This window comes from Salmonella sp. WC3, assembly GCF_042932255.1.
GTDB lineage: Bacteria > Pseudomonadota > Gammaproteobacteria > Enterobacterales > Enterobacteriaceae > Salmonella > Salmonella enterica.
This window is the reverse complement of the sequence record NZ_CP170629.1, coordinates 4,054,002-4,074,359: the sequence shown is the minus strand read 5'-3', so window position 1 is coordinate 4,074,359 and position 20,358 is coordinate 4,054,002. Positions and strand designations below refer to the sequence as shown.

Annotated in this window: 21 protein-coding genes; 13 read left to right on the top strand and 8 right to left on the bottom strand. The window is 51.7% G+C overall.

The window, feature by feature from the left end:
• Positions 1 to 89: 89 nt before the first annotated feature.
• Both ACFK9X_RS19905 and ACFK9X_RS19900 read left to right on the top strand, forming a co-directional pair.
• A complete protein-coding gene (locus ACFK9X_RS19905; RefSeq protein ID WP_000032795.1) occupies positions 90 to 821 on the top strand; it encodes a hypothetical protein in 732 nt (243 codons plus the stop codon).
• 153 nt (positions 822 to 974) lie between these two features.
• Entirely contained in the window at positions 975 to 1,775 is an 801-nt protein-coding gene (locus ACFK9X_RS19900) for a FadR/GntR family transcriptional regulator (RefSeq protein WP_151117484.1), read from the top strand.
• 314 nt (positions 1,776 to 2,089) lie between these two features.
• Here the strand turns inward: ACFK9X_RS19900 and ACFK9X_RS19895 are convergent, their stop codons facing one another.
• Both ACFK9X_RS19895 and ACFK9X_RS19890 read right to left on the bottom strand, forming a co-directional pair.
• Positions 2,090 to 2,158, bottom strand: a complete 69-nt coding sequence (locus ACFK9X_RS19895) for a hypothetical protein (protein WP_272919750.1) — start codon at positions 2,156 to 2,158, stop codon at positions 2,090 to 2,092.
• Positions 2,134 to 2,349, bottom strand: a complete 216-nt coding sequence (locus tag ACFK9X_RS19890; RefSeq protein WP_269944953.1) for a hypothetical protein — start codon at positions 2,347 to 2,349, stop codon at positions 2,134 to 2,136. The genes ACFK9X_RS19895 and ACFK9X_RS19890 overlap by 25 nt, the downstream gene beginning before the upstream one ends.
• A gap of 648 nt (positions 2,350 to 2,997) precedes the next feature.
• On the opposite strand from ACFK9X_RS19890, the gene ACFK9X_RS19885 reads away from it, so the two are divergent.
• The 6 genes from ACFK9X_RS19885 (at position 2,998) to speB (ending at position 9,316) form a co-directional block, all read left to right on the top strand.
• A complete protein-coding gene (locus ACFK9X_RS19885; RefSeq protein WP_023244891.1) occupies positions 2,998 to 4,470 on the top strand; it encodes a mannitol dehydrogenase family protein in 1,473 nt (490 codons plus the stop codon).
• Positions 4,471 to 4,472: 2 nt separating this feature from the next.
• A complete protein-coding gene (locus ACFK9X_RS19880; RefSeq protein ID WP_000853911.1) occupies positions 4,473 to 5,489 on the top strand; it encodes a zinc-binding alcohol dehydrogenase family protein in 1,017 nt (338 codons plus the stop codon).
• Between the two features lie 13 nt (positions 5,490 to 5,502).
• Positions 5,503 to 6,510: an Ldh family oxidoreductase gene (locus ACFK9X_RS19875; protein ID WP_000104231.1), complete on the top strand. Its 1,008-nt coding sequence runs from the start codon at positions 5,503 to 5,505 to the stop codon at positions 6,508 to 6,510.
• A gap of 38 nt (positions 6,511 to 6,548) precedes the next feature.
• Entirely contained in the window at positions 6,549 to 7,013 is a 465-nt protein-coding gene (locus ACFK9X_RS19870; protein ID WP_151117483.1) for a YhcH/YjgK/YiaL family protein, read from the top strand.
• Between the two features lie 222 nt (positions 7,014 to 7,235).
• A complete protein-coding gene (locus ACFK9X_RS19865; RefSeq protein ID WP_151117480.1) occupies positions 7,236 to 8,192 on the top strand; it encodes an alpha/beta fold hydrolase in 957 nt (318 codons plus the stop codon).
• 203 nt (positions 8,193 to 8,395) lie between these two features.
• The gene (speB, locus tag ACFK9X_RS19860; RefSeq protein WP_000105550.1) at positions 8,396 to 9,316 is read left to right on the top strand and encodes an agmatinase; all 921 of its coding nucleotides are present in this window, start codon (positions 8,396 to 8,398) and stop codon (positions 9,314 to 9,316) included.
• Positions 9,317 to 9,346: 30 nt separating this feature from the next.
• On the opposite strand, the gene ACFK9X_RS19855 is transcribed toward speB, so the two are convergent.
• On the bottom strand, positions 9,347 to 10,105 hold the full coding sequence (locus tag ACFK9X_RS19855) for a M48 family metallopeptidase (RefSeq protein WP_000701825.1): 759 nt from the start codon (positions 10,103 to 10,105) through the stop codon (positions 9,347 to 9,349).
• Between the two features lie 275 nt (positions 10,106 to 10,380).
• Between ACFK9X_RS19855 and tkt the strand changes: the two genes are divergently transcribed.
• Positions 10,381 to 12,372, top strand: coding sequence for a transketolase (tkt, locus tag ACFK9X_RS19850; RefSeq protein ID WP_000098651.1), 1,992 nt, complete (start codon positions 10,381 to 10,383; stop codon positions 12,370 to 12,372).
• A 42-nt stretch (positions 12,373 to 12,414) separates the two neighbouring features.
• Here tkt and ACFK9X_RS19845 read toward each other — a convergent pair whose 3' ends face one another.
• Genes ACFK9X_RS19845 through ACFK9X_RS19825 form a run of 5 tightly spaced genes read right to left on the bottom strand, consistent with a single transcriptional unit; the run spans position 12,415 to position 15,467 of the window.
• Positions 12,415 to 13,071 carry an ABC transporter ATP-binding protein gene (locus ACFK9X_RS19845; protein WP_023244889.1) on the bottom strand — a complete coding sequence of 219 codons (657 nt, stop codon included), beginning with the start codon at positions 13,069 to 13,071 and terminating at the stop codon, positions 12,415 to 12,417.
• Complete coding sequence (locus tag ACFK9X_RS19840) at positions 13,065 to 13,742, bottom strand: ABC transporter ATP-binding protein (RefSeq protein ID WP_001517914.1); 678 nt, start codon at positions 13,740 to 13,742, stop codon at positions 13,065 to 13,067. The genes ACFK9X_RS19845 and ACFK9X_RS19840 overlap by 7 nt, the downstream gene beginning before the upstream one ends.
• Complete coding sequence (locus tag ACFK9X_RS19835) at positions 13,730 to 14,437, bottom strand: energy-coupling factor transporter transmembrane component T (protein ID WP_151117474.1); 708 nt, start codon at positions 14,435 to 14,437, stop codon at positions 13,730 to 13,732. Before ACFK9X_RS19835 ends, ACFK9X_RS19840 begins: the two co-directional genes overlap by 13 nt.
• Complete coding sequence (locus ACFK9X_RS19830; RefSeq protein WP_000124001.1) at positions 14,438 to 15,016, bottom strand: ECF transporter S component; 579 nt, start codon at positions 15,014 to 15,016, stop codon at positions 14,438 to 14,440. It lies immediately after the preceding gene.
• Between the two features lie 25 nt (positions 15,017 to 15,041).
• On the bottom strand, positions 15,042 to 15,467 hold the full coding sequence (locus ACFK9X_RS19825; RefSeq protein ID WP_151117471.1) for a PPC domain-containing DNA-binding protein: 426 nt from the start codon (positions 15,465 to 15,467) through the stop codon (positions 15,042 to 15,044).
• A gap of 373 nt (positions 15,468 to 15,840) precedes the next feature.
• Between ACFK9X_RS19825 and epd the strand changes: the two genes are divergently transcribed.
• The 4 genes from epd to ACFK9X_RS19805 all read left to right on the top strand — a co-directional run bounded on the left by epd (position 15,841) and on the right by ACFK9X_RS19805 (position 20,346).
• On the top strand, positions 15,841 to 16,887 hold the full coding sequence (gene epd / locus ACFK9X_RS19820; RefSeq protein ID WP_000218338.1) for an erythrose-4-phosphate dehydrogenase: 1,047 nt from the start codon (positions 15,841 to 15,843) through the stop codon (positions 16,885 to 16,887).
• Between the two features lie 21 nt (positions 16,888 to 16,908).
• A complete protein-coding gene (pgk, locus tag ACFK9X_RS19815; protein ID WP_000111274.1) occupies positions 16,909 to 18,072 on the top strand; it encodes a phosphoglycerate kinase in 1,164 nt (387 codons plus the stop codon).
• Positions 18,073 to 18,173: 101 nt separating this feature from the next.
• Positions 18,174 to 19,253, top strand: coding sequence for a class II fructose-bisphosphate aldolase (fbaA, locus tag ACFK9X_RS19810; RefSeq protein WP_000034386.1), 1,080 nt, complete (start codon positions 18,174 to 18,176; stop codon positions 19,251 to 19,253).
• A 232-nt stretch (positions 19,254 to 19,485) separates the two neighbouring features.
• Positions 19,486 to 20,346 (top strand): small-conductance mechanosensitive channel MscS, encoded by an 861-nt coding sequence (locus tag ACFK9X_RS19805; protein WP_000389833.1) that lies wholly within the window; start codon positions 19,486 to 19,488, stop codon positions 20,344 to 20,346.
• Positions 20,347 to 20,358 lie beyond the last annotated feature (12 nt).

Here is a 20,358-nt window from a genome sequence, read left to right as displayed (position 1 = left end):
TTTTATAAATTCTTAATTATCAGCGCGTCGCTTCTCTATGTAATCTTATGGGCCTACAATCCCCCTAATAATTAAAAAGGGGTGTGAGTATGAGCAAATTTAAATTTAATGCCGTCATTGTTGGCTTGTTTTTGCTGTTAGGCGGCTGTTCCAGCGGAATGCAATCTAATAATGGCTCTTCATCCGACGTCGGCACCGCCTGGGGCGGCGACGTGCATTCATCGGTACAAAGCGTTTCGGTAGAACGTGCCGATCGAGAACCTGCCGAAATGGTGGTAATAAATTACTCCACTCAATATCCGTCAGGTTACGATAAAGTTTATAGTATACGTATCAGCGATCTTGAATATGCTGTGCGCGACGCTAATTTTAATTCGATTCCAATTACTCGTCGCTACAACGCATCAATGGGACAATGGCAATATAGTATTCCTGCAAGATCAGGGATGAACTATCAGTTATATATCCGTAATTACAGTCATGATACCAATTACGAAATCGTCGCAACGGTTGATGGCCTGGACGTGTTGAACGGAAAAGCAGGCTCGCTGAATCATCATGGCTATATTGTTAACGCCGGCGATTCACTGGCGATTAAAGGGTTTCGCAAAGATAAACACACTGAGGCGGCATTCCAGTTCGCCGACATAGCTGACGCTTATGCGGCCCACTCCGCGCAGGGCGATGTACGCAACATCGGCGTCATCGGCTTTGCCGCCTTTGCATTGCAGGGTAAAGCAACAAATACGCTACCGCCTTGTTCCTCGCAGGCTTTCCCGGCGGACAACAACGGGTATGCGCCGCCGCCCTGCCGCAAATAAACCCGGCATCAAACGTCAAATATGCGTTATGGGAATCAGCACCTTTCCTGCCGAGTCTGGTGAGGAAGGACTGTGTGACGCGCATAGCCGTAGGTTGCGGGAAAGAAACGACCACTCTCTGGCAGGGAAATTGTTTACCATAAACATTAGGATTTGTTTACACTACCCTCAAGTGGAGCAATTGCTGTCTACATAGGTATGTGCATGGAACAAATTTTAACCAAGCGGCGCTATTTTGATATAGGGCTGCAAATAGAAGAACTACTCTATTCAGGGGTATTTAAAGCTGGCGAGCGACTTCCGGCGGAGAGAGAACTCAGCGAGCGTTTTCAAACCAGCCGCACGACGATTCGTGAGGCGATTATTATGCTTGAGCTGAAGGGAGTGGTAGAGGTTAAGCAAGGCGCAGGCACTTACTTTATTGATAGTCTGGAAAAAATCAATCAAAAAGCGCTCTTGCCTTACTCAGACATTGGCCCCTTTGAATTGCTACAGGCCCGGCAGGTCATCGAAAGTAACATCACCGGTTTTGCCGCTACGCAAATCAGATTTAATGAACTTAAGCAGCTTAAACGTATTATTGAGCAGCAGGAAAAGCAGATTGGCGGCGACAGCGACACATTTGAAGAACTGGATCGCCAGTTCCACAATATCATCGCGGAATCCACGCAAAATCGTGTATTAATGAAACAATCTGCCGAGCTGTGGCGGGCTGTCAGGACCGAAAATCCGCGCTGGAAGCAGTTAAACTATAAGTATTTACATAAGAAAGAGTTAAGAATGAAATGGGTGGAAGATCACCGTAGTATCTTCCTTGCATTGCAAAAACGCGATGCTGAGCAGGCCAGACAGGCTTCGTGGACCCATCTTGAAAACAGTAAAAATGAGCTGGTAAAAATCTTCCAACAGGATGATTCGCTGGAAGATTTTGATGATTTTTTCTTCGCCACCTGACGGCTATTTTCAGGCGGATGACATTTTTGTCAGCGATTAACCGGGCCTGCCGCCAAAAACAAGCCCGGAGAGAGGGAATCAGGCTTCGTAAACGCTCAGCTTATCCCAGTCAAACTCTACGCCAATGCCGTAGGTGTCCGGTGCCACGGCGCGATAATTGTCGCCCACCAGCGGATGTTTGGTATATTGATCGATCGGGAAGCTGTGAACTTCCAGTCAGCCAGTCTCGAATGCGGAAACCAGTCTGACGTGTAATTCCTGCATACCGAGCGAGCATACCGAAAGACCGCCATTCGTCGACAGACGCGCCGCCTTCAGCCAGCCATTTTCCACAGCGGCAGTTTTTCACGTTTGCCTTTCAAATCCCAAAGAGGGATATCCATCGCAAACGACGCGATGCCTCCGCAACCCACATAGTGAATATGCTATTCCATAAAGTCATAGATATCGTCAATCGCAGCGCCTCTTTCCCTGACAGTACCGGGGCAAGATCGTGGTCGATCATCGCTTTAATTGCATACCCTCCCTTTCCGCCGGTATAGGTATATCCGGTGCCAGTTGAACCGTCTTCCAGCGTAATCGTCGTGGTTACCAGTTCGAAATGGCTATTATGCCATGTTTCACGTCAACTAAGACCTCGGCCAGAGGGGCTTTGAAAGCTTTGTTTCAACGTGCCTAATCCGCGTCTTCATCAATTTTTTCCTGTTTTAAATCAATTGATTAATTTGCCAATTACGTCTAAAGGCGGCTCACTCATCATCGCTTTAGCAGCGACCCGGATGATCAAAACCGTAACTGATGTTCTTAGGTTAATGTTGATGCTGATAATAAATTGAGTTCATTAATTCACTAGACAAATTATCAGGTTTGGTTTGCTGTATTTCGGGTAATTATTGAACCAATCATGTGTGGCATATACGCTTGCAGCGGGGTGTTATTCAATAAGATATTGTTTTTAATGGGGTTTAATGATTGCGGGTTGTATGGGTGGTATGCCAATTCGTGGCCGATTTTTCTAATCAAAATCACGCTTTTGTGAATCGTAAAATTTATCCTGATAAGCGCATTTTATAAGTAATTGATAAATAAGTTGTTTTTATTAATTGGTTATTAGTCAGCATACCGGGGGGAAGAATATGGTGCCATGAGTGTGATCATATTTATGGATTTTGGTATGCTGTTTAAGCAGAATTGGTAAACAAAAAAGGAGTGGGAAAAATTTATGGACACCATAGCTCGTCAGTTAGACGCCGCAAGGCACCAATTCAAAACAACTTATCCACGTCAGGGGATGGAAGCCAACATCGTACATATTGGATTTGGCGCCTTTCACCGTGGTCACCAGGCTGTTTATAACGATCTCACGAATGAGATAACCGGCAACCGCTGGGGGATTTTTGAACTAAATCTGTTCGGCGATGCGGAGCTGGTGGATGCGCTAAATGCGCAACAGGGGCTGTTTTCAGTGGTGGAAACGTCAGCCAGCGCCATCAATAGTCGCCTGGTTCGTACCATCACCGGCGCGTTGCATACGCCGAAGTCAGGTATTCAGGCGGCGATCGAGAAGCTGACTGAGCCGCAGGTGAAAATTGTTTCGTTGACGATAACGGAAAAAGGTTACTGCACCGATCCGCGGTCCAGAACGCTCGATCTCAGCCATCCGCTCATCAAACACGATCTTGCCGATCCTGAACATCCCCGGTCAGCACTCGGACTGATCGTCGAAGCGCTACGGATACGCCGCCAGCAAGGGCTTCCCCCGTTTAGTGTACTGTCGTGCGATAACATTCCGGAAAACGGTCATTTGACCAAAACGGCGATCGTTACGTTTGCCGATAATCTCGATCCGCAACTGGCGGCCTGGATAGCGAAGCATGTCACCTTTCCTGGCACCATGGTCGATCGCATCGTGCCGGCAATGACGCCAGAGCAATTTGACATGATTAAAGACCAGATCGGTTTTGCCGATCCCTGCGGCATCGTATGCGAGGATTTCCGTCAGTGGGTTATCGAAGATAATTTCGTTGCCGGTCGTCCTGACTGGGATAAAGCAGGGGCGATGTTCGTCTCGGACGTGCTTCCCTATGAAGAAATGAAACTTCGTATGCTGAATGGCAGCCATTCGTTTCTCGCCTATAACGGCAGCCTGGCCGGATATGAGTTTATCTATCAGTGCATGGAAGACGACGCTTTTAAAACCGCCGTACATCATTTAATGACGGAAGAGCAGGCAAAATCGCTGCGCCCGAATTTGGCGGTAGATGTACATCAATATGCGCAGTTGCTCATTGAGCGATTCAGCAACCCGAACATTAAACATAAGACCGGACAGATTGCGATGGACGGTTCTCAGAAGCTGCCTCAGCGGGCCGTCGATCCTTATCTGACGCTCCAGGCGCGCGGCGTTAAGGGCAGGGCGTTGGCGACGCTGATTGCGGGCTGGCTCCATTACGTCATTAATACGCTCTCTCAGGGGCAGAGCGTGGCCGACCCGCTCAATGATACCTTCAATGCGGCTATTAAAAATAAAAACACGCGATGGGAACAAGCGCTGTCTTTGCTGCAGATAAATAGCATCTTTGGAACGCTGGCCAGCGACAACGCAGACTTTTTAAACAACATTCAGCAGGCCTTTAACCATATTGAATTACATGGCGTCACGGCCACCATTCACCGTTTATCTTCAAAGGGTTAAGTATGAAAACGCTTATCTGTAATAATCCGGGAAATATCGAATACATTGAAAGGGATATTCCTCATTTAAAAGACGATGAAGTACTGTTAAAAATTAAAGCGGTTGGTATTTGCGGCACCGATATCCATGCGTTTGCCGGTCGCCAGCCCTTTTTTGCCTATCCGCGCGTGCTGGGTCATGAAATTTGCGGCGTGGCTGAAATGTTAGGTAAATCGTGCAGCACGGCGAAGGTCGGCCAACGCTATAGCGTTATTCCCTGTATTCCTTGCGGCGCTTGCGCAGCCTGCCGGGAAGGAAAAACCAACTGCTGTGAGAACGTCTCGCTGTATGGTGTTCACCAGGACGGCGGCTTTAGCGAATATCTGGCCGTTCGTGAACAAAATCTGGTTGAACTGTCGGATAACCTCACCGACAGCGCGGGCGCGCTGGTTGAGTGTTTCGCCATCAGCGCCCATGCAGTACGCCGCGCTGACGTGAAGCCGCAGCAAAACATTTTGGTGGTCGGCGCCGGGCCGATTGGGCTGGCCGCCGCCGCGATAGCAAAAGCCAAAGGCGCTCGCGTCGCGGTAGCTGATATTGACGCCGAACGCCGTCGTCTGGTCGCCGAAAAGGTAGGCGTTGCAACGCTCGATCCGTCGTCAGACGACTATATTGATGCGCTGAAAGCCTGTTTCTCCGGTGAATTAGCCGGCACTGTGCTTGATGCCACCGGCAATAAATCCTCCATGAGCCGCGCTGTCGATCTGATTCGTCACGGCGGAAAAATCGTCTTCATCGGGCTGTATATCGGCGAGCTCGTCATTGACGATCCGACCTTCCATAAAAAAGAGACCACGCTATTGAGCAGCCGTAACGCGACGCGGGAAGACTTCGAATGTGTCATTGAGCTAATGGCTCAGGGCGCTATTAGCGAAACAATGATGAAAAACCAGGAATTCGATTTCTATACGTTCGGCAACCAGTACCAGAAGAACGTGGTAGAAAACAAAAAATTGGTTAAAGGCGTTATCAAATTTTAATAGCGGGATAGTTATGTCAACAATATTAGTCAAAGAAAATGAATTGAAAGCGCTGGCGTTTAATAAACTCACCCAGGCGGGTCTTGACGCGCAAACGGCGCAGCAGGTAGCCGACGTTTTGGTTCATGCCGATATTACCGGCGTTCACTCCCACGGCGTTATTCGCGTAGAGCACTATTGTACCCGCCTGAACGCAGGCGGGCTCAATCCAAAAGCAACATTCAGCATTGAACAGATTTCGCCTTCTGTCGCTATTCTGGACTCTGATGATGGAATGGGACACTGCGCGCTGATAAAGGCGACAGACCACGCTATTAGTCTGGCAAGAGAGACGGGACTGGGCTTCGTCAGCGTCAAAAATACGTCCCACTGCGGCGCGCTCTCGTGGTTCATTGAGCAGGCGACAAGCCAGGGAATGGTGGCTATCGCCATGACGCAAACGGATACCTGCGTTGCGCCGTATGGCGGCGCGGAGCGCTTTCTGGGGACTAACCCAATCGCCTTCGGCTTCCCCGTTAAAGACAGCCATCCGATGATCGTCGATATGGCGACCAGCGCCATTGCGTTTGGTAAAATTCTGCACGCCAAAGAAACCGGGAAACCAATAGGTCATGGCCTGGCGCTGGATAAAGAGGGACATATCACTACCGATCCGCATAAAATTGAAAATCTGCTGCCCTTTGGCGGACACAAAGGTTCTGGTATTGCCCTGGCGATTGATGCGCTCACGGGCGTTCTGATGGGGGCAAACTTTAGCAACCATATTGTTCGGATGTATGGCGACTATGACAAGATGCGCAAGTTAGCGAGTCTGGTTATCGTTATTGATCCGCAGATGTTGGGCAATCCGCTGTTTTCCTCAATAATGAGCACAATGGTCAATGAGCTAAGGGCTGTAAAACCGATGCCCGGTGTTGATAAAGTGCTGGCGCCAAACGATCCGCAAATCGCCTATAAAGAAAAATGTTTAAAAGAAGGTATTCCTGTGGCTGAAGGTATTTACCAGTACCTGATTGGCTGATAATTATAATCACGACCATTATTTAGGATAACTATAGTATGCTATATGGAAATATAGAGCAGCTTACTTTATTACCTTACGTTAACCACATTATTAAAAAACTTATCATCGAAGCGGTGAAGATAGCTGAAGATCAGCCTGCTGGTAGATATGAACTTTCTTTCCCGGAGTCATTTCTTATGATAAGCGAAGGAGAAACACACTCTTCGTTAAACTGCAAAGCTGAATTTCATAAAAAATATATCGATGTTCAGATTTTACTAAGCGGTTATGAGGAGATTGGCTATTCCAATAAAATTGATACCAGGATAAAGGAGCTTGAGCATCTTCCTGATGACATCATCTTTCCTGAATGTGTCGCTAATGAGCAGTTCGTTACATTAAATCCTGGCGATTTCGCGCTTTTTTATCCCAACCAGATCCACCGTCCGCTTTGTACGCGTGGTAAACCTGCGCCGGTTAAAAAAGCGATTGTGAAAATTCCGGCCACGGCATTTAGCTAGTCAAGCTTGCCCTGTCAGACGAAGGAATAAAGAAAGCGCCAAATGCAATTCAGGAAGAGACCTTCAAGTCATCCTGAATTACAGCCAGAATGAATAAGGTGGCACTTTTCTGACTTCAGAGCCTTTTCGCGTTGGGGCTAATCGCGGAAAGGCTTTTTACGTTCTGTAAAAAGAGGATGCGGGGTCTCCCCGGTAAATAAGTGAAAATGATACAAATCGATTTTGATGTTATTTTTGTTCAATCTGAATAATATGGTCTTTTACACGGAAAGTGATTGGCGAGGTGTTATGAATCATATTTTTAAATTCGCATTTATTTTTATTATCAATATTATATTTTTAATAAATGCTTCAGCAACAACGATGGACAAAGATAAATTTGTGGAAGCGAATGGTATCAAAATTCATTACGTTGAAGAGGGCGAGGGGCCTCCGCTGCTGTTGATTCACGGTGGTGGTCTGACGGCGAAAAGTTGGCAGGGATTAGCGAAAGAGGCATCTCGATATTTTCGCGTCATCATGCCGGACAGTCGTGGACATGGATTAACCAATAACCCGCAAGGAACGTTTAGCTATGATCTGATGGCGGAAGATATGGCGGCTTTTGTTAAAGCGCTGAAGCTGGAAAAACCGCTGGTGATGGGGTATAGCGATGGCGGCATGGTCGTTCTGAAATTAACCAGCCGATACCCGGATCTAGCGCACGCTGCTATCGTCGGCGGCGCAACGCATCGCTTTGCTACGGCCCATTACATGCAGGGGATGGAAATTTTTTATGGTAAAGGAATGCCTCAGGGGCAATTGACGGATCGCGATCTGGATAAAATGGCTTCGGATGCGCCCGGGATGGTTAAATTTTATCAGGGCATGCATCATCCAGAGCAAAAAGACTACTGGCGCACGTTCCTCAAAGGTGTCTGGCCAATGTGGACAACGCCCACATCGCTGACGGAAGAAGAGGTGAAAAAAATCCACATTCCTGTGCTATTACTGGCCGGCGACCGGGATGAATTTTTCACCGTTGAAGAAGTTACCGAGCTGTACCGGCTGCTGCCTCAGGCGGAGATGACCCTCATTCCCGGTAGCGGTCACGCCATTTTCCAGACGCCGGGGAAAACACCGCTGTTTTACGCAGTAGTGCTTGAGTTTTTACAGCGGCAACTCCCTAAGGCCTCTTAACTGACCGCGATGACGTATGAGCCTACTGATTTGCGCTGGATATATATTTTTTTCGGGCGTTGTCTACTGTACCTGGCTAAACTGACTTCAATAATGCGGTCTGTCAGAGTAAACTTTGAGCCGTAAACAAATTCAAACCCTTCCTCGTCGGGCCTAACGACGCGGGAGGGTTTTTTTATATTGACTAAGAAGAGGTTTTTGCCATGAGCACCTTAGGTCATCAGTACGATAACTCACTGGTTTCTAATGCGTTTGGTTTTTTACGTCTGCCAATGAACTTCCAGCCGTATGACAGCGATGCCGACTGGGTGATCACTGGCGTACCGTTTGATATGGCAACGTCCGGTCGCGCTGGCGGCCGTCATGGCCCGGCGGCGATCCGTCAGGTGTCGACCAACCTCGCCTGGGAACATCACCGTTTCCCGTGGAATTTTGACATGCGCGAGCGCCTGAACGTCGTGGACTGCGGCGATTTGGTGTATGCGTTTGGCGATGCCCGTGAAATGAGCGAAAAATTACAGGCGCACGCTGAAAAACTGCTGTCTGCAGGCAAGCGTATGCTCTCTTTCGGCGGCGACCACTTCGTCACGCTGCCGCTGCTGCGCGCCCACGCGAAACATTTTGGCAAAATGGCGCTGGTACATTTTGATGCGCATACCGATACCTACGCTAACGGCTGCGAATTCGATCACGGCACGATGTTCTACACCGCGCCGAAAGAAGGCCTGATCGATCCGCATCATTCGGTACAGATCGGTATTCGTACTGAGTTTGACAAAGACAATGGCTTTACCGTGCTGGATGCCTGCCAGGTCAACGATCGCGGCGTGGATGATATCCTCGCTCAGGTGAAACAGATCGTCGGCGATATGCCGGTCTATCTGACCTTTGATATCGACTGTCTGGACCCGGCGTTTGCGCCTGGCACCGGTACGCCGGTGATCGGCGGTTTGACCTCCGATCGCGCCATTAAACTGGTACGCGGTCTGAAAGATCTGAACATTGTCGGTATGGATGTAGTGGAAGTCGCGCCGGCTTACGATCAGTCGGAGATCACCGCTCTGGCGGCCGCGACGCTGGCATTAGAAATGCTCTATATCCAGGCGGCGAAGAAGGGCGAGTAAATTGTTTTGCCGGATGGCGCTGTTCGGGGGTTATTTGATTCCGTCCGCGCTCATACGATCGCGCACATGCTGTGCGCGTGCGGCGGACGCCGGGTGATCGTCGAACATCGAGCTTTGACGACCCGCTTCCAGTTTTGCCAGTTTCTCAAAGCTGGTGGCGAGTCCTGCCGGACTGATACCGCGTTTGCGCAACAGATCGTAAGAATAATCATCCGCTTCGGACTCCTGACGCTGGGAGAACTGCGAGTTCACCAGTTTTTCGCCAAGATCGCCAAGCTGTGATTGCGACAGGCTGCCGACAACGCCTCCTGCCGATGCCGCCGCAACGCGCACGGCGTTAGTGCCCAGCGCGACCTGCATCCCTTTCTTTACATGACCCAGCGCGACATGGCCCATTTCATGACCGATCACGGCTTCAACTTCGTTGTCGGTCATCATATCCATCAGTCCGCTGTAGACGCGAATACAACCGTTCGCCATGGCAAACGCGTTGACGTCTTTCGTCTCGTAAACCTTATAGTTCACCGGCTGGCCGTTAATGTTATCCCCCAGTGCGGCGGCAATTTTTGTCAGTCGTTTAGCGTATTCGCTGCTCGCCGGCGCGATTTTCGCTTTGCTGTCGAGCTCTTGACAGGATTGATCGCTCAACGCTTTTACCTGCGCATCGCTTAACGTATAGGCCTGAAAAGCTTCAGCGCCCGAAGAAAGCAGTCCATTAGAGTCCATATTCTGGCAGCCGGTCAGCACCGTCGCCATGCCCAAAGCAAGCAGTAAAGCGCGAATTTTCATTTTTCTCTTCCATACGAATTAATATTATTTTGAAATGCGCCCGTTGCAGATGAATTAGCGCCTGGGTTAAGTATAAAGAAAAGCGTGGCAGGCAAGTTAGCTAATTGCGCAACATGCGAGCACGATCCGGAGATTTCTGAAGCGGTAAAAGGATGTTCCATGTACATGACGCGCGGCTTGGGGTAAATTGTTGGCAAATTTTCCGGCGTAGCCCAAAACGCGCTGTCGTCAAGTCGTTACGGGCATGGCCTTTCAACATCCGATCTGGAGTCAAAATGTCCTCACGTAAAGAGCTTGCCAATGCTATTCGTGCGCTGAGCATGGACGCAGTACAGAAAGCCAAATCCGGTCACCCGGGTGCCCCGATGGGTATGGCTGACATTGCCGAAGTCCTGTGGCGTGATTTCCTGAACCACAACCCGACCAACCCGTCCTGGGCCGACCGCGACCGCTTTGTGCTGTCCAATGGCCATGGTTCGATGCTGATTTACAGCCTGCTGCACCTCACCGGCTATGACCTGCCGATGTCCGAACTGCAGAATTTCCGTCAGCTACATTCAAAAACCCCTGGTCACCCGGAAGTGGGCTACACCGCTGGTGTTGAAACCACTACTGGCCCGCTGGGTCAGGGTATTGCCAACGCCGTCGGGATGGCGATTGCCGAGAAGACTCTGGCGGCGCAGTTTAACCGTCCTGGCCACGACATCGTTGACCACTTCACCTACGTCTTTATGGGCGACGGCTGCATGATGGAAGGCATTTCTCACGAAGTGTGCTCTCTGGCTGGTACTCTGAAACTGGGCAAACTGATCGCGTTCTATGATGACAACGGTATCTCTATCGACGGTCACGTTGAAGGCTGGTTCACCGATGACACCGCGAAACGTTTTGAAGCCTACGGCTGGCACGTTATCCGTGGCATTGACGGTCACGATGCCGACGCCATTAAACGCGCCACGGAAGAAGCTCGCGCTGTGACTGACAAACCGTCCCTGCTGATGTGCAAAACCATCATCGGTTTTGGTTCGCCGAACAAACAGGGTACCCACGATTCCCACGGCGCGCCGCTGGGCGACGCGGAAATCGCGCTGACCCGCGAACAGTTGGGCTGGAAATACGCGCCGTTCGAAATCCCGTCTGAAATCTACGCCCAGTGGGATGCGAAAGAAGCTGGCCAGGCGAAAGAGTCTGCATGGAATGAGAAATTCGCGGCTTATGAGAAAGCCTTCCCGCAGGAAGCTGCTGAATTCACTCGTCGTATGAAAGGCGACATGCCGGCTGACTTCGATGCGAAAGCGAATGAGTTCATCGCTAAACTGCAGGCGAATCCATCCAAAATCGCCAGCCGTAAAGCGTCCCAGAATGCCATCGAAGCCTTCGGTCCGCTGTTGCCGGAATTCCTTGGCGGCTCTGCAGACCTGGCACCGTCTAACCTGACCCTATGGTCTGGTTCTAAGGCTATCAACGAAGATGCCGCAGGTAACTACATTCACTACGGCGTGCGCGAATTCGGTATGACCGCTATCGCCAACGGTATCGCCCTGCACGGCGGTTTCCTGCCGTACACCTCCACCTTCCTGATGTTCGTCGAATATGCCCGTAACGCAGTGCGTATGGCAGCGTTGATGAAACAACGTCAGGTGATGGTGTACACCCACGACTCCATCGGTCTGGGCGAAGATGGCCCGACGCACCAGCCGGTCGAGCAGGTGGCAAGCCTGCGCGTAACGCCGAACATGTCCACATGGCGTCCGTGCGACCAGGTGGAATCCGCGGTGGCGTGGAAATATGGCGTAGAGCGTCAGGATGGCCCAACCGCGCTGATCCTCTCCCGTCAGAACCTGGCGCAGCAGGAACGTACTGAAGAGCAACTGGCGAATATCGCCCGCGGTGGTTACGTACTGAAAGATTGTGCGGGCCAGCCGCAGATTATCTTCATTGCGACCGGTTCTGAGGTTGAGCTGGCGGTTGCCGCCTACGAAAAACTGACTGCCGAAGGCGTGAAGGCGCGCGTGGTTTCCATGCCGTCCACCGACGCGTTCGACAAGCAGGATGCGGCCTACCGTGAATCCGTGCTGCCGAAAGCGGTCTCTGCGCGTGTGGCGATTGAAGCGGGTATCGCTGACTACTGGTTCAAATACGTCGGCCTGAACGGCGCTATTGTCGGGATGACCACCTTCGGTGAGTCTGCTCCGGCAGAGCTGCTGTTTGAAGAGTTTGGCTTCACGGTGGACAACGTGATCGCCAAAGCGAAAGCGCTGCTGTAATCCTTAATACGGCATAAAACGGGTCGCTTCGGCGACCCGTTTTTATTCCCCCTTTGACAACCTGCCGTTTTCCAGCCGTACCACCCGTGAAAAATGACGCTGGGTAAACGCAGCGTCATGGCTAATCGCCACGACGCTGGTTCCCCGTGCCCGGCATGTCGCCAGCCAGTGTTCAAATACGGTTAGCCAGTGGGAGTCAAAATCCCGGCTGGGTTCATCCAGCAATAACACAGGCGGCGCCATCGCCTCCAGACTGGCGACCGCCACCATCCGGCGCTGTGCGGCGTGCAGATCAAGCGGGTGCGCCTCGGCGACGTCCGTTAGCTGGCATAACCGCAGCGCGGCCTGCGTGCGCCGTGAAATTTCCTCTGCCGATAAGCGTTGTAGTTTCAGCCCAAAAGCGACCTCTTGCGCGACATTGCTGTGGAAAATCTGGTTTTCCGCTTCCTGAAAGAGTACGCCGATAGCGGCGGCGCGTTGACGATTTTTAAGCTGCGCAATCGGCCCTCCATTAAGCGTTACCGAGCCGGAAGTGGGGGAAAGCAGGCCGGCCATAATCCGTAACAGCGTTGATTTTCCCGCGCCGTTATCGCCGGTCAACGCCAGCCATTCGCCGTCACGAAGTTCAAGTGAGATAGCGTGCAAACAGTCGGCTGCGGCATTCGGCCAGCGATAAGCGACCTGATTTAACGTCAACATAATGGGGTTAGCGCTCCGTCGCGCAATTGCCATACCCGCTGGCATCGCGTCAGAAAAGGAAAGTGATTACGTTCAAAAAGCACAATGAGAGAATGACGTTCCAGCGCCCACTGTTGTAACCGTTCCAGCAGTGTCCCGGTGGCCGCTGAGGTCAGTCGACTGAAGGCTTCATCAAGAACTAATAGTCTGGGCTGCATGGCAAGCGCGCTGGCAATCACTACCCGCTGCGTTTCGCCGCCGGAGAGCGTGCCGGGATGGCGATGGCGTAACGACTGGCAGTTTGTCAGAGTCAGCGCCTCGTCAATGCGCCGTAGAATTTCCGCTTCATGGAGGCCGAGATTCTCCGGGCCAAACGCCACCTCTTCCTCTACGCTAAAGGTACAGCCGGAAAGCTGTAAATATGGCGATTGCTGCACCAACTGGATGGTGGGCGACTGTTCTACCAGCGGGAGCCGCCCGATAGGGACGCCAAGCAGTAAGCCTGTGCCGTCAATATCACCGGGGAGATAATCCGGATACCAGCCAGCCATCAGTTGCGCCAGCGTACTTTTTCCGCTGCCGTTATCGCCGACTATCGCCACTATTCCGGGTGTTGAATAGTGGAAATCAAAACATGCCGGCGGGCGTGTCGCATCGGACGGAAGATAACGAAACTGCTCTAACGTAACCATATCCATACTCCCGCTTCCGCCACTATTAGCAGTACCATGCCATACCGCGCAACCCGTTGTAACATGCTATCTTTCGGCGCCCACAGCGTGGTTCGGGCTCGATGAAGCCGAAACCCCCGCATATCCAACGCCGCGCCGCGTATTGTCAGATCGTTAAGCGCATTTTGCGTAAGCGGCATGATCAGCGCAGGCATTGCCCGTAGCCGCTGATACCAGCCTTCATCCAGCGGTACGCCACGCGCGCGCTGGGCTTCATGAACGATCGTCAGTTGTCGTTTGAGCTGTTCGACGACCAGCAGCGGGCCAGCGAACAGGTAAGCGATGCCGGGCGGCAAACGTGAAGCGAACAGGGCGCGAATAAACCGCTGAACCGGCACATACTGCATCCATAGCTGCGACGTCGACACGATCGCCAGCAGGCGTAGCCATAGCGTAACGGCATATATCCAGCGCTGCGGATCGAGAGGCTGCCCGCTTATCCATTCCGTTAGCCAACCGCCATGTACCAGCCATAGCCCAAACCCTAAAGACAGCATCAGCCAGGCGACATACTTCGCCCGCCGCCGCGTTGATTTCAGCGCCAGCAGACAGAGGAAGGCCGCCGCGCTATAAACCGGGAGCACGGTCTGCGCAGGGAGTAGCAGCGTGGTGCAGGCCGCCAACGCCCATAAGGTTAACGAGGTAAACGGATGCATTTAGCGTACGGCTGACATCGCAGGAAAATGCCGTGTCGTACGTAACGGTAGCTGACGCAGCAGCACCCAAACGATGATCGCCGTCAGAATTTTATCGACCAGATTAGCGCCTATGACGGTAATCGCGACTGACTCCACCAGGTTTTGGCCCATTGAATGCATCCAGGCGACGAACAAATCAGCGCCGCTGCCGGTAACGCCGCCAAAAAGCGCGGTACGAAGCGGTACGGCGACCAGCGTCACCGCCAACGTAATGACGACCCCGCTGACGATCACCTTGGGCAGGGTACGAAACCAGCCTGCGCGCGCCAGCCACCCGGCGACCAGACCGATAACCATCGCTACCGGGGCAAACGCGGCAGCGATAGGATCGGTAAGCAGCCCCCACAGCAAGTTGGTCAGAAGCCCAGTCAACATGCCGATGAACGGTCCTAACAGTACCGCGCTAATTAAGGTGCCGATCGAGTCGAGAAAAATAGGCAGCTTCAACATGCTAATAAGCTGTCCGCCAATCATATTGATGGCAATAGCGATGACAATCAGCACCAGAGACTGGCTGGAAAACGGGCGACGCGCCATAAAGTACCTCTTAAAGAGTCGTCAATTAACGGGAAGAAATATGCAGTTCGTCATAACCGGAAATGGCGCACGGTTGACGGCTGAACGTCAGCGCTGGCAGCTCGCCGATAACCAGTTCCAGCGTGGTACGCACGGTACACTCTGGCATCATATGGCCGCCGAGCATGGCCCCGTAGGGATCCGATACCGCGAGATGCAGATGCTCGCCGGTCAATTCAAGCGTGCCGTTTAGCGAGATAACTTCAAACGTGCCGGTGAGCGATGTGGTCGCCTCTTGCCCGGCATAACGCAGCGCAACATCGGCCAGACTGCCGGTACACCCTGCAATCCAGGCGGCATGTAGTTGGTTCTGTTGCACAAAGGCGTGTAATTGGGAAAACACTTCCTGGCCGGGAAGCAGACGAAGCGCGTAAAAGCGCGCTGTAGAGGCATTGTGGTGAGATACAGTCATCGTTACAGGACTCCGAGACTCGGACGTGGCGCTGATAATATAGACGCTGGCGACAGCGCTTTCTGATATAAATCAGTATTTGTGACGCGACGATGAAAAGATCTGACGGATGAACTGGTGATTCTTAAATATGGAATAAATTGCAGCGTAAGCGGCCATGAAATGTGATGCAGGTCAGATAACTGTCTTCTTCGACTGGACAAACATTCCTTTTATTCCCCGTTTCGCTTATTCTAGCTGAAGCGTTTCAGTTAATTAAATGTTCGACAATTAACCAATCAGTCGCAGTTTGCGACAGGTGAGGTTTTACTCGACGATGAGCTGCATTACTCTGTCAGCCTCATCTGAATCGGGATAGCCTTGCAGGAGACCTATGACCGTACGCATAGCGATTAATGGCTTTGGTCGCATCGGGCGTAACGTGGTTCGTGCTTTGTATGAATCCGGACGTCGGGCGGAAATTACCGTGGTGGCCATCAACGAGCTGGCGGATGCCGCAGGCATGGCGCATTTGTTGAAATACGATACCAGCCACGGGCGTTTTGCATGGGAGGTTCGCCACGAGCGCGAGCAGCTTTTTGTCGGCGACGATGTGATTCGTATTCTGCATGAACGAACGCTGGCGGATCTGCCGTGGCGCGAACTGGGCGTGGATGTCGTGTTGGATTGTACGGGCGTATATGGCAACCGGGAGCATGGCGAGGCGCATATTGCCGCTGGCGCGAAGAAAGTGCTCTTTTCTCATCCGGGCAGCAACGATCTTGACGCCACCGTCGTTTTTGGCGTGAACCAGAACCAACTGCGTGCGGAACATCGTATTGTCTCAAACGCGTCCTGTACCACGAATTGCATAATTCCCGTCATTAAATTGTTGGATGATGCTTACGGCATCGAGTCTGGTACCGTCACGACGATCCACTCCGCGATGAACGATCAGCAGGTGATCGACGCGTATCACTCCGATCTACGGCGCACGCGCGCGGCCAGCCAGTCGATTATCCCGGTAGATACAAAACTGGCGGCAGGCATTACGCGTATATTCCCGCAGTTTAACGACCGTTTTGAGGCGATTGCGGTGCGCGTTCCAACCATTAATGTGACGGCGATCGATTTAAGCGTAACGGTGAAAAAACCAGTAAAAGCCAGTGAAGTCAACCAGTTGCTGCAAAAAGCAGCACAAGGTGCATTTCATGGTATAGTTGACTATACGGAATCACCGTTGGTCTCGATAGATTTTAACCACGACCCGCACAGCGCCATTGTTGATGGCACGCAAACCCGGGTCAGTGGCGCCCACCTGATCAAGACGCTGGTCTGGTGCGATAATGAATGGGGCTTTGCTAACCGGATGCTCGACACCACGTTAGCGATGGCCGCAGTTGGTTTCAGGCTCGACGCGTCAGCGTCGACAAAACTTTAAGCATCATTGAGAGGATTCACCATGTCTGTAATTAAGATGACCGATCTGGATCTGGCCGGGAAACGCGTTTTTATCCGTGCGGATCTGAACGTACCTGTTAAAGAAGGGAAAGTGACCAGCGACGCGCGTATCCGCGCCTCTCTGCCGACCATCGAACTGGCTCTGAAACAGGGCGCGAAAGTGATGGTAACTTCCCACTTGGGTCGTCCTACCGAAGGCGAGTACAACGAAGAATTCTCTCTGCTGCCGGTTGTTAACTATCTGAAAGACAAACTATCTAACCCGGTTCGCCTGGTCAAAGATTACCTGGACGGCGTTGACGTGGCCGAAGGTGAGCTGGTGGTTCTGGAAAACGTTCGCTTTAACAAAGGCGAAAAGAAAGACGACGAAGCGCTGTCTAAAAAATACGCCGCCCTGTGTGACGTATTCGTGATGGACGCCTTTGGTACTGCGCACCGCGCGCAGGCTTCTACCCACGGTATCGGCAAATTTGCTGATGTTGCGTGCGCAGGCCCGCTGCTGGCCGCTGAACTGGATGCGTTGGGTAAAGCGCTGAAAGAACCGGCTCGTCCGATGGTGGCTATCGTTGGTGGTTCTAAAGTATCTACCAAACTGACCGTTCTGGATTCCCTGTCTAAAATCGCTGACCAGCTGATTGTCGGCGGCGGTATCGCCAACACCTTCGTTGCCGCTCAGGGCCACAGTGTCGGTAAATCCCTGTACGAAGCTGACCTGGTTGACGAAGCAAAACGTCTGCTGACCACTTGCGATATCCCGGTTCCGACCGATGTTCGCGTTGCCACCGAGTTCTCCGAAACCGCACCGGCGACTCTGAAATCCGTTAACGACGTGAAAGAAGACGAGCAGATCCTGGATATCGGCGATGCTTCCGCTCAGCAGCTGGCTGAAATCCTCAAGAATGCCAAAACCATTCTGTGGAACGGCCCGGTTGGCGTGTTTGAGTTCCCGAACTTCCGTAAAGGGACTGAAATCGTGGCGAATGCCATCGCTGATAGCGAAGCGTTTTCCATCGCTGGCGGCGGCGACACTCTGGCGGCAATCGACCTGTTCGGCATTGCTGACAAAATTTCCTACATTTCTACTGGCGGCGGCGCATTCCTCGAATTCGTGGAAGGTAAAGTTCTGCCAGCCGTAGCGATGCTCGAAGAGCGCGCTAAGAAGTAATCGTTACGGGCAGGGATTCCTGCCCGTTGATTTATCGCCGATCTGACATTCAGGGCGGCCCGTGTTTTTTCCCAAAGCCCGACGATACAGGACAACGAAACATGTCTAAAATTTTTGATTTCGTAAAACCAGGCGTGATCACTGGTGATGACGTACAGAAAGTGTTCCAGGTAGCAAAAGAAAACAATTTTGCTCTGCCGGCAGTTAACTGCGTGGGCACTGATTCCATCAACGCTGTTCTGGAAACCGCTGCAAAAGTTAAAGCACCGGTCATCGTTCAGTTCTCCAACGGCGGCGCGTCCTTCATCGCGGGTAAAGGCGTGAAAACTGACGTACCTCAGGGCGCGGCAATCCTGGGCGCTATCTCTGGCGCGCATCACGTTCACCAGATGGCTGAACACTACGGCGTGCCGGTTATCCTGCACACTGACCACTGCGCGAAGAAACTGCTGCCGTGGATCGACGGTCTGCTGGATGCGGGTGAAAAACACTTCGCGGCTACCGGTAAACCGCTGTTCTCTTCTCACATGATTGACCTGTCTGAAGAGTCTCTGCACGAAAACATCGAAATCTGCTCCAAATACCTGGCGCGCATGTCCAAAATTGGCATGACTCTGGAAATCGAACTGGGTTGCACCGGTGGTGAAGAAGACGGCGTGGACAACAGCCACATGGACGCTTCTGCCCTGTACACCCAGCCGGAAGACGTTGATTACGCGTACACTGAGCTGAGCAAAATCAGCCCGCGTTTCACCATTGCCGCTTCCTTCGGTAACGTACACGGCGTTTACAAGCCGGGTAACGTGGTTCTGACCCCGACCATTCTGCGTGATTCTCAGGACTATGTTTCTAAGAAACACAACCTGCCGCACAACAGCCTGAACTTCGTTTTCCACGGCGGTTCCGGTTCTACTGCTCAGGAAATCAAAGACTCCGTAAGCTACGGCGTAGTGAAAATGAACATCGATACCGATACCCAATGGGCAACCTGGGAAGGTGTTCTGAACTACTACAAAGAAAACGAAGCGTATCTGCAAGGTCAGCTGGGCAACCCGAAAGGCGAAGATCAGCCGAACAAGAAATACTATGACCCGCGCGTATGGCTGCGTGCTGGCCAGACTTCGATGATCGCTCGTCTGGAAAAAGCATTTAAAGAACTGAACGCGATTGACGTTCTGTAATATAGTCTGCTGATTGAAATGGCTTCCCTTGGGAAGCCATTTTTTTATCGTTATTTCCGGAGAGCGGCGTTAGTTAGCGCTTTCATCCGGCCAACTCACAATGTACCTGCCTTTTTTGGTTTTGGGATGATGCCGAAAAATGGCATATTCCTCTGTTTTTGTTTACCTTTAAAAAGTTCTTTTCGTGAGAATGATCTCATTTGCTTGTTTTGCTATGACCAAGGAATATTGAATGGAAGATTTGAATGTTGTCGACAGCATAAATGGTGCGGGCACCTGGCTGGTACGCAACCAGGCGTTATTGCTCAGCTATGCTGTGAATATTGTTGCGGCTATCGCTATTATCATCATCGGCTTGATTGTAGCGCGCGTGATTTCCAATACGGTAAATCGTCTGATGCGTGCGCGTCATATTGATGCGACAGTGGCCGACTTTCTTTCTGCGCTGGTGCGCTATGGGGTTATCGCTTTTACGCTGATTGCGGCTCTGGGTCGCGTGGGGGTTCAAACCGCCTCGGTTATTGCCGTACTGGGCGCCGCTGGTTTAGCCGTTGGCCTGGCATTACAGGGATCGCTTTCTAACCTTGCGGCTGGGGTATTGCTGGTTATGTTCCGTCCGTTCCGCGCCGGTGAGTATGTCGATTTAGGCGGCGTTGCCGGTACGGTACTTAACGTGCAAATCTTTTCCACGACAATGCGCGCGGTAGACGGCAAAATTATTGTGATTCCGAATGGCAAAATTATCGCGGGAAATATCATCAACTATTCTCGTGAGCCGGTTCGCCGCAACGAATTCATTATTGGGGTGGCCTACGATTCGGATATCGATCAGGTGAAACAGCTGCTCACGACGATTATCGAGTCCGACGATCGTATTTTAAAAGATCGCGAAATGACGGTGCGTTTGAATGAGCTGGGCGCCTCATCAATTAATTTTGTGGTGCGTGTCTGGAGTAAAAGCAGCGACCTGCAAAATGTCTACTGGGACGTGCTGGAACGTATTAAACGTGAATTCGACGCCGCTGGTATTAGCTTCCCGTACCCGCAGATGGACGTCAATTTTAAACGCGTGAAAGATAACGCCGCGGAGTAATTTTCCTCCCGT

Coding starts and splice junctions, on each gene's coding strand:
- ACFK9X_RS19905 (WP_000032795.1), top strand. CDS start 90: ATGAGCAAATTTAAATTTAATGCCGTCATTGTTGGCTTGTTTTTGCTG.
- ACFK9X_RS19885 (WP_023244891.1), top strand. CDS start 2,998: ATGGACACCATAGCTCGTCAGTTAGACGCCGCAAGGCACCAATTCAAA.
- ACFK9X_RS19880 (WP_000853911.1), top strand. CDS start 4,473: ATGAAAACGCTTATCTGTAATAATCCGGGAAATATCGAATACATTGAA.
- ACFK9X_RS19875 (WP_000104231.1), top strand. CDS start 5,503: ATGTCAACAATATTAGTCAAAGAAAATGAATTGAAAGCGCTGGCGTTT.
- ACFK9X_RS19870 (WP_151117483.1), top strand. CDS start 6,549: ATGCTATATGGAAATATAGAGCAGCTTACTTTATTACCTTACGTTAAC.
- speB (WP_000105550.1), top strand. CDS start 8,396: ATGAGCACCTTAGGTCATCAGTACGATAACTCACTGGTTTCTAATGCG.
- ACFK9X_RS19855 (WP_000701825.1), bottom strand. CDS start 10,105: ATGAAAATTCGCGCTTTACTGCTTGCTTTGGGCATGGCGACGGTGCTG.
- tkt (WP_000098651.1), top strand. CDS start 10,381: ATGTCCTCACGTAAAGAGCTTGCCAATGCTATTCGTGCGCTGAGCATG.
- ACFK9X_RS19845 (WP_023244889.1), bottom strand. CDS start 13,071: ATGTTGACGTTAAATCAGGTCGCTTATCGCTGGCCGAATGCCGCAGCC.
- ACFK9X_RS19840 (WP_001517914.1), bottom strand. CDS start 13,742: ATGGTTACGTTAGAGCAGTTTCGTTATCTTCCGTCCGATGCGACACGC.
- ACFK9X_RS19835 (WP_151117474.1), bottom strand. CDS start 14,437: ATGCATCCGTTTACCTCGTTAACCTTATGGGCGTTGGCGGCCTGCACC.
- ACFK9X_RS19830 (WP_000124001.1), bottom strand. CDS start 15,016: ATGGCGCGTCGCCCGTTTTCCAGCCAGTCTCTGGTGCTGATTGTCATC.
- ACFK9X_RS19825 (WP_151117471.1), bottom strand. CDS start 15,467: ATGACTGTATCTCACCACAATGCCTCTACAGCGCGCTTTTACGCGCTT.
- epd (WP_000218338.1), top strand. CDS start 15,841: ATGACCGTACGCATAGCGATTAATGGCTTTGGTCGCATCGGGCGTAAC.
- pgk (WP_000111274.1), top strand. CDS start 16,909: ATGTCTGTAATTAAGATGACCGATCTGGATCTGGCCGGGAAACGCGTT.
- fbaA (WP_000034386.1), top strand. CDS start 18,174: ATGTCTAAAATTTTTGATTTCGTAAAACCAGGCGTGATCACTGGTGAT.
- ACFK9X_RS19805 (WP_000389833.1), top strand. CDS start 19,486: ATGGAAGATTTGAATGTTGTCGACAGCATAAATGGTGCGGGCACCTGG.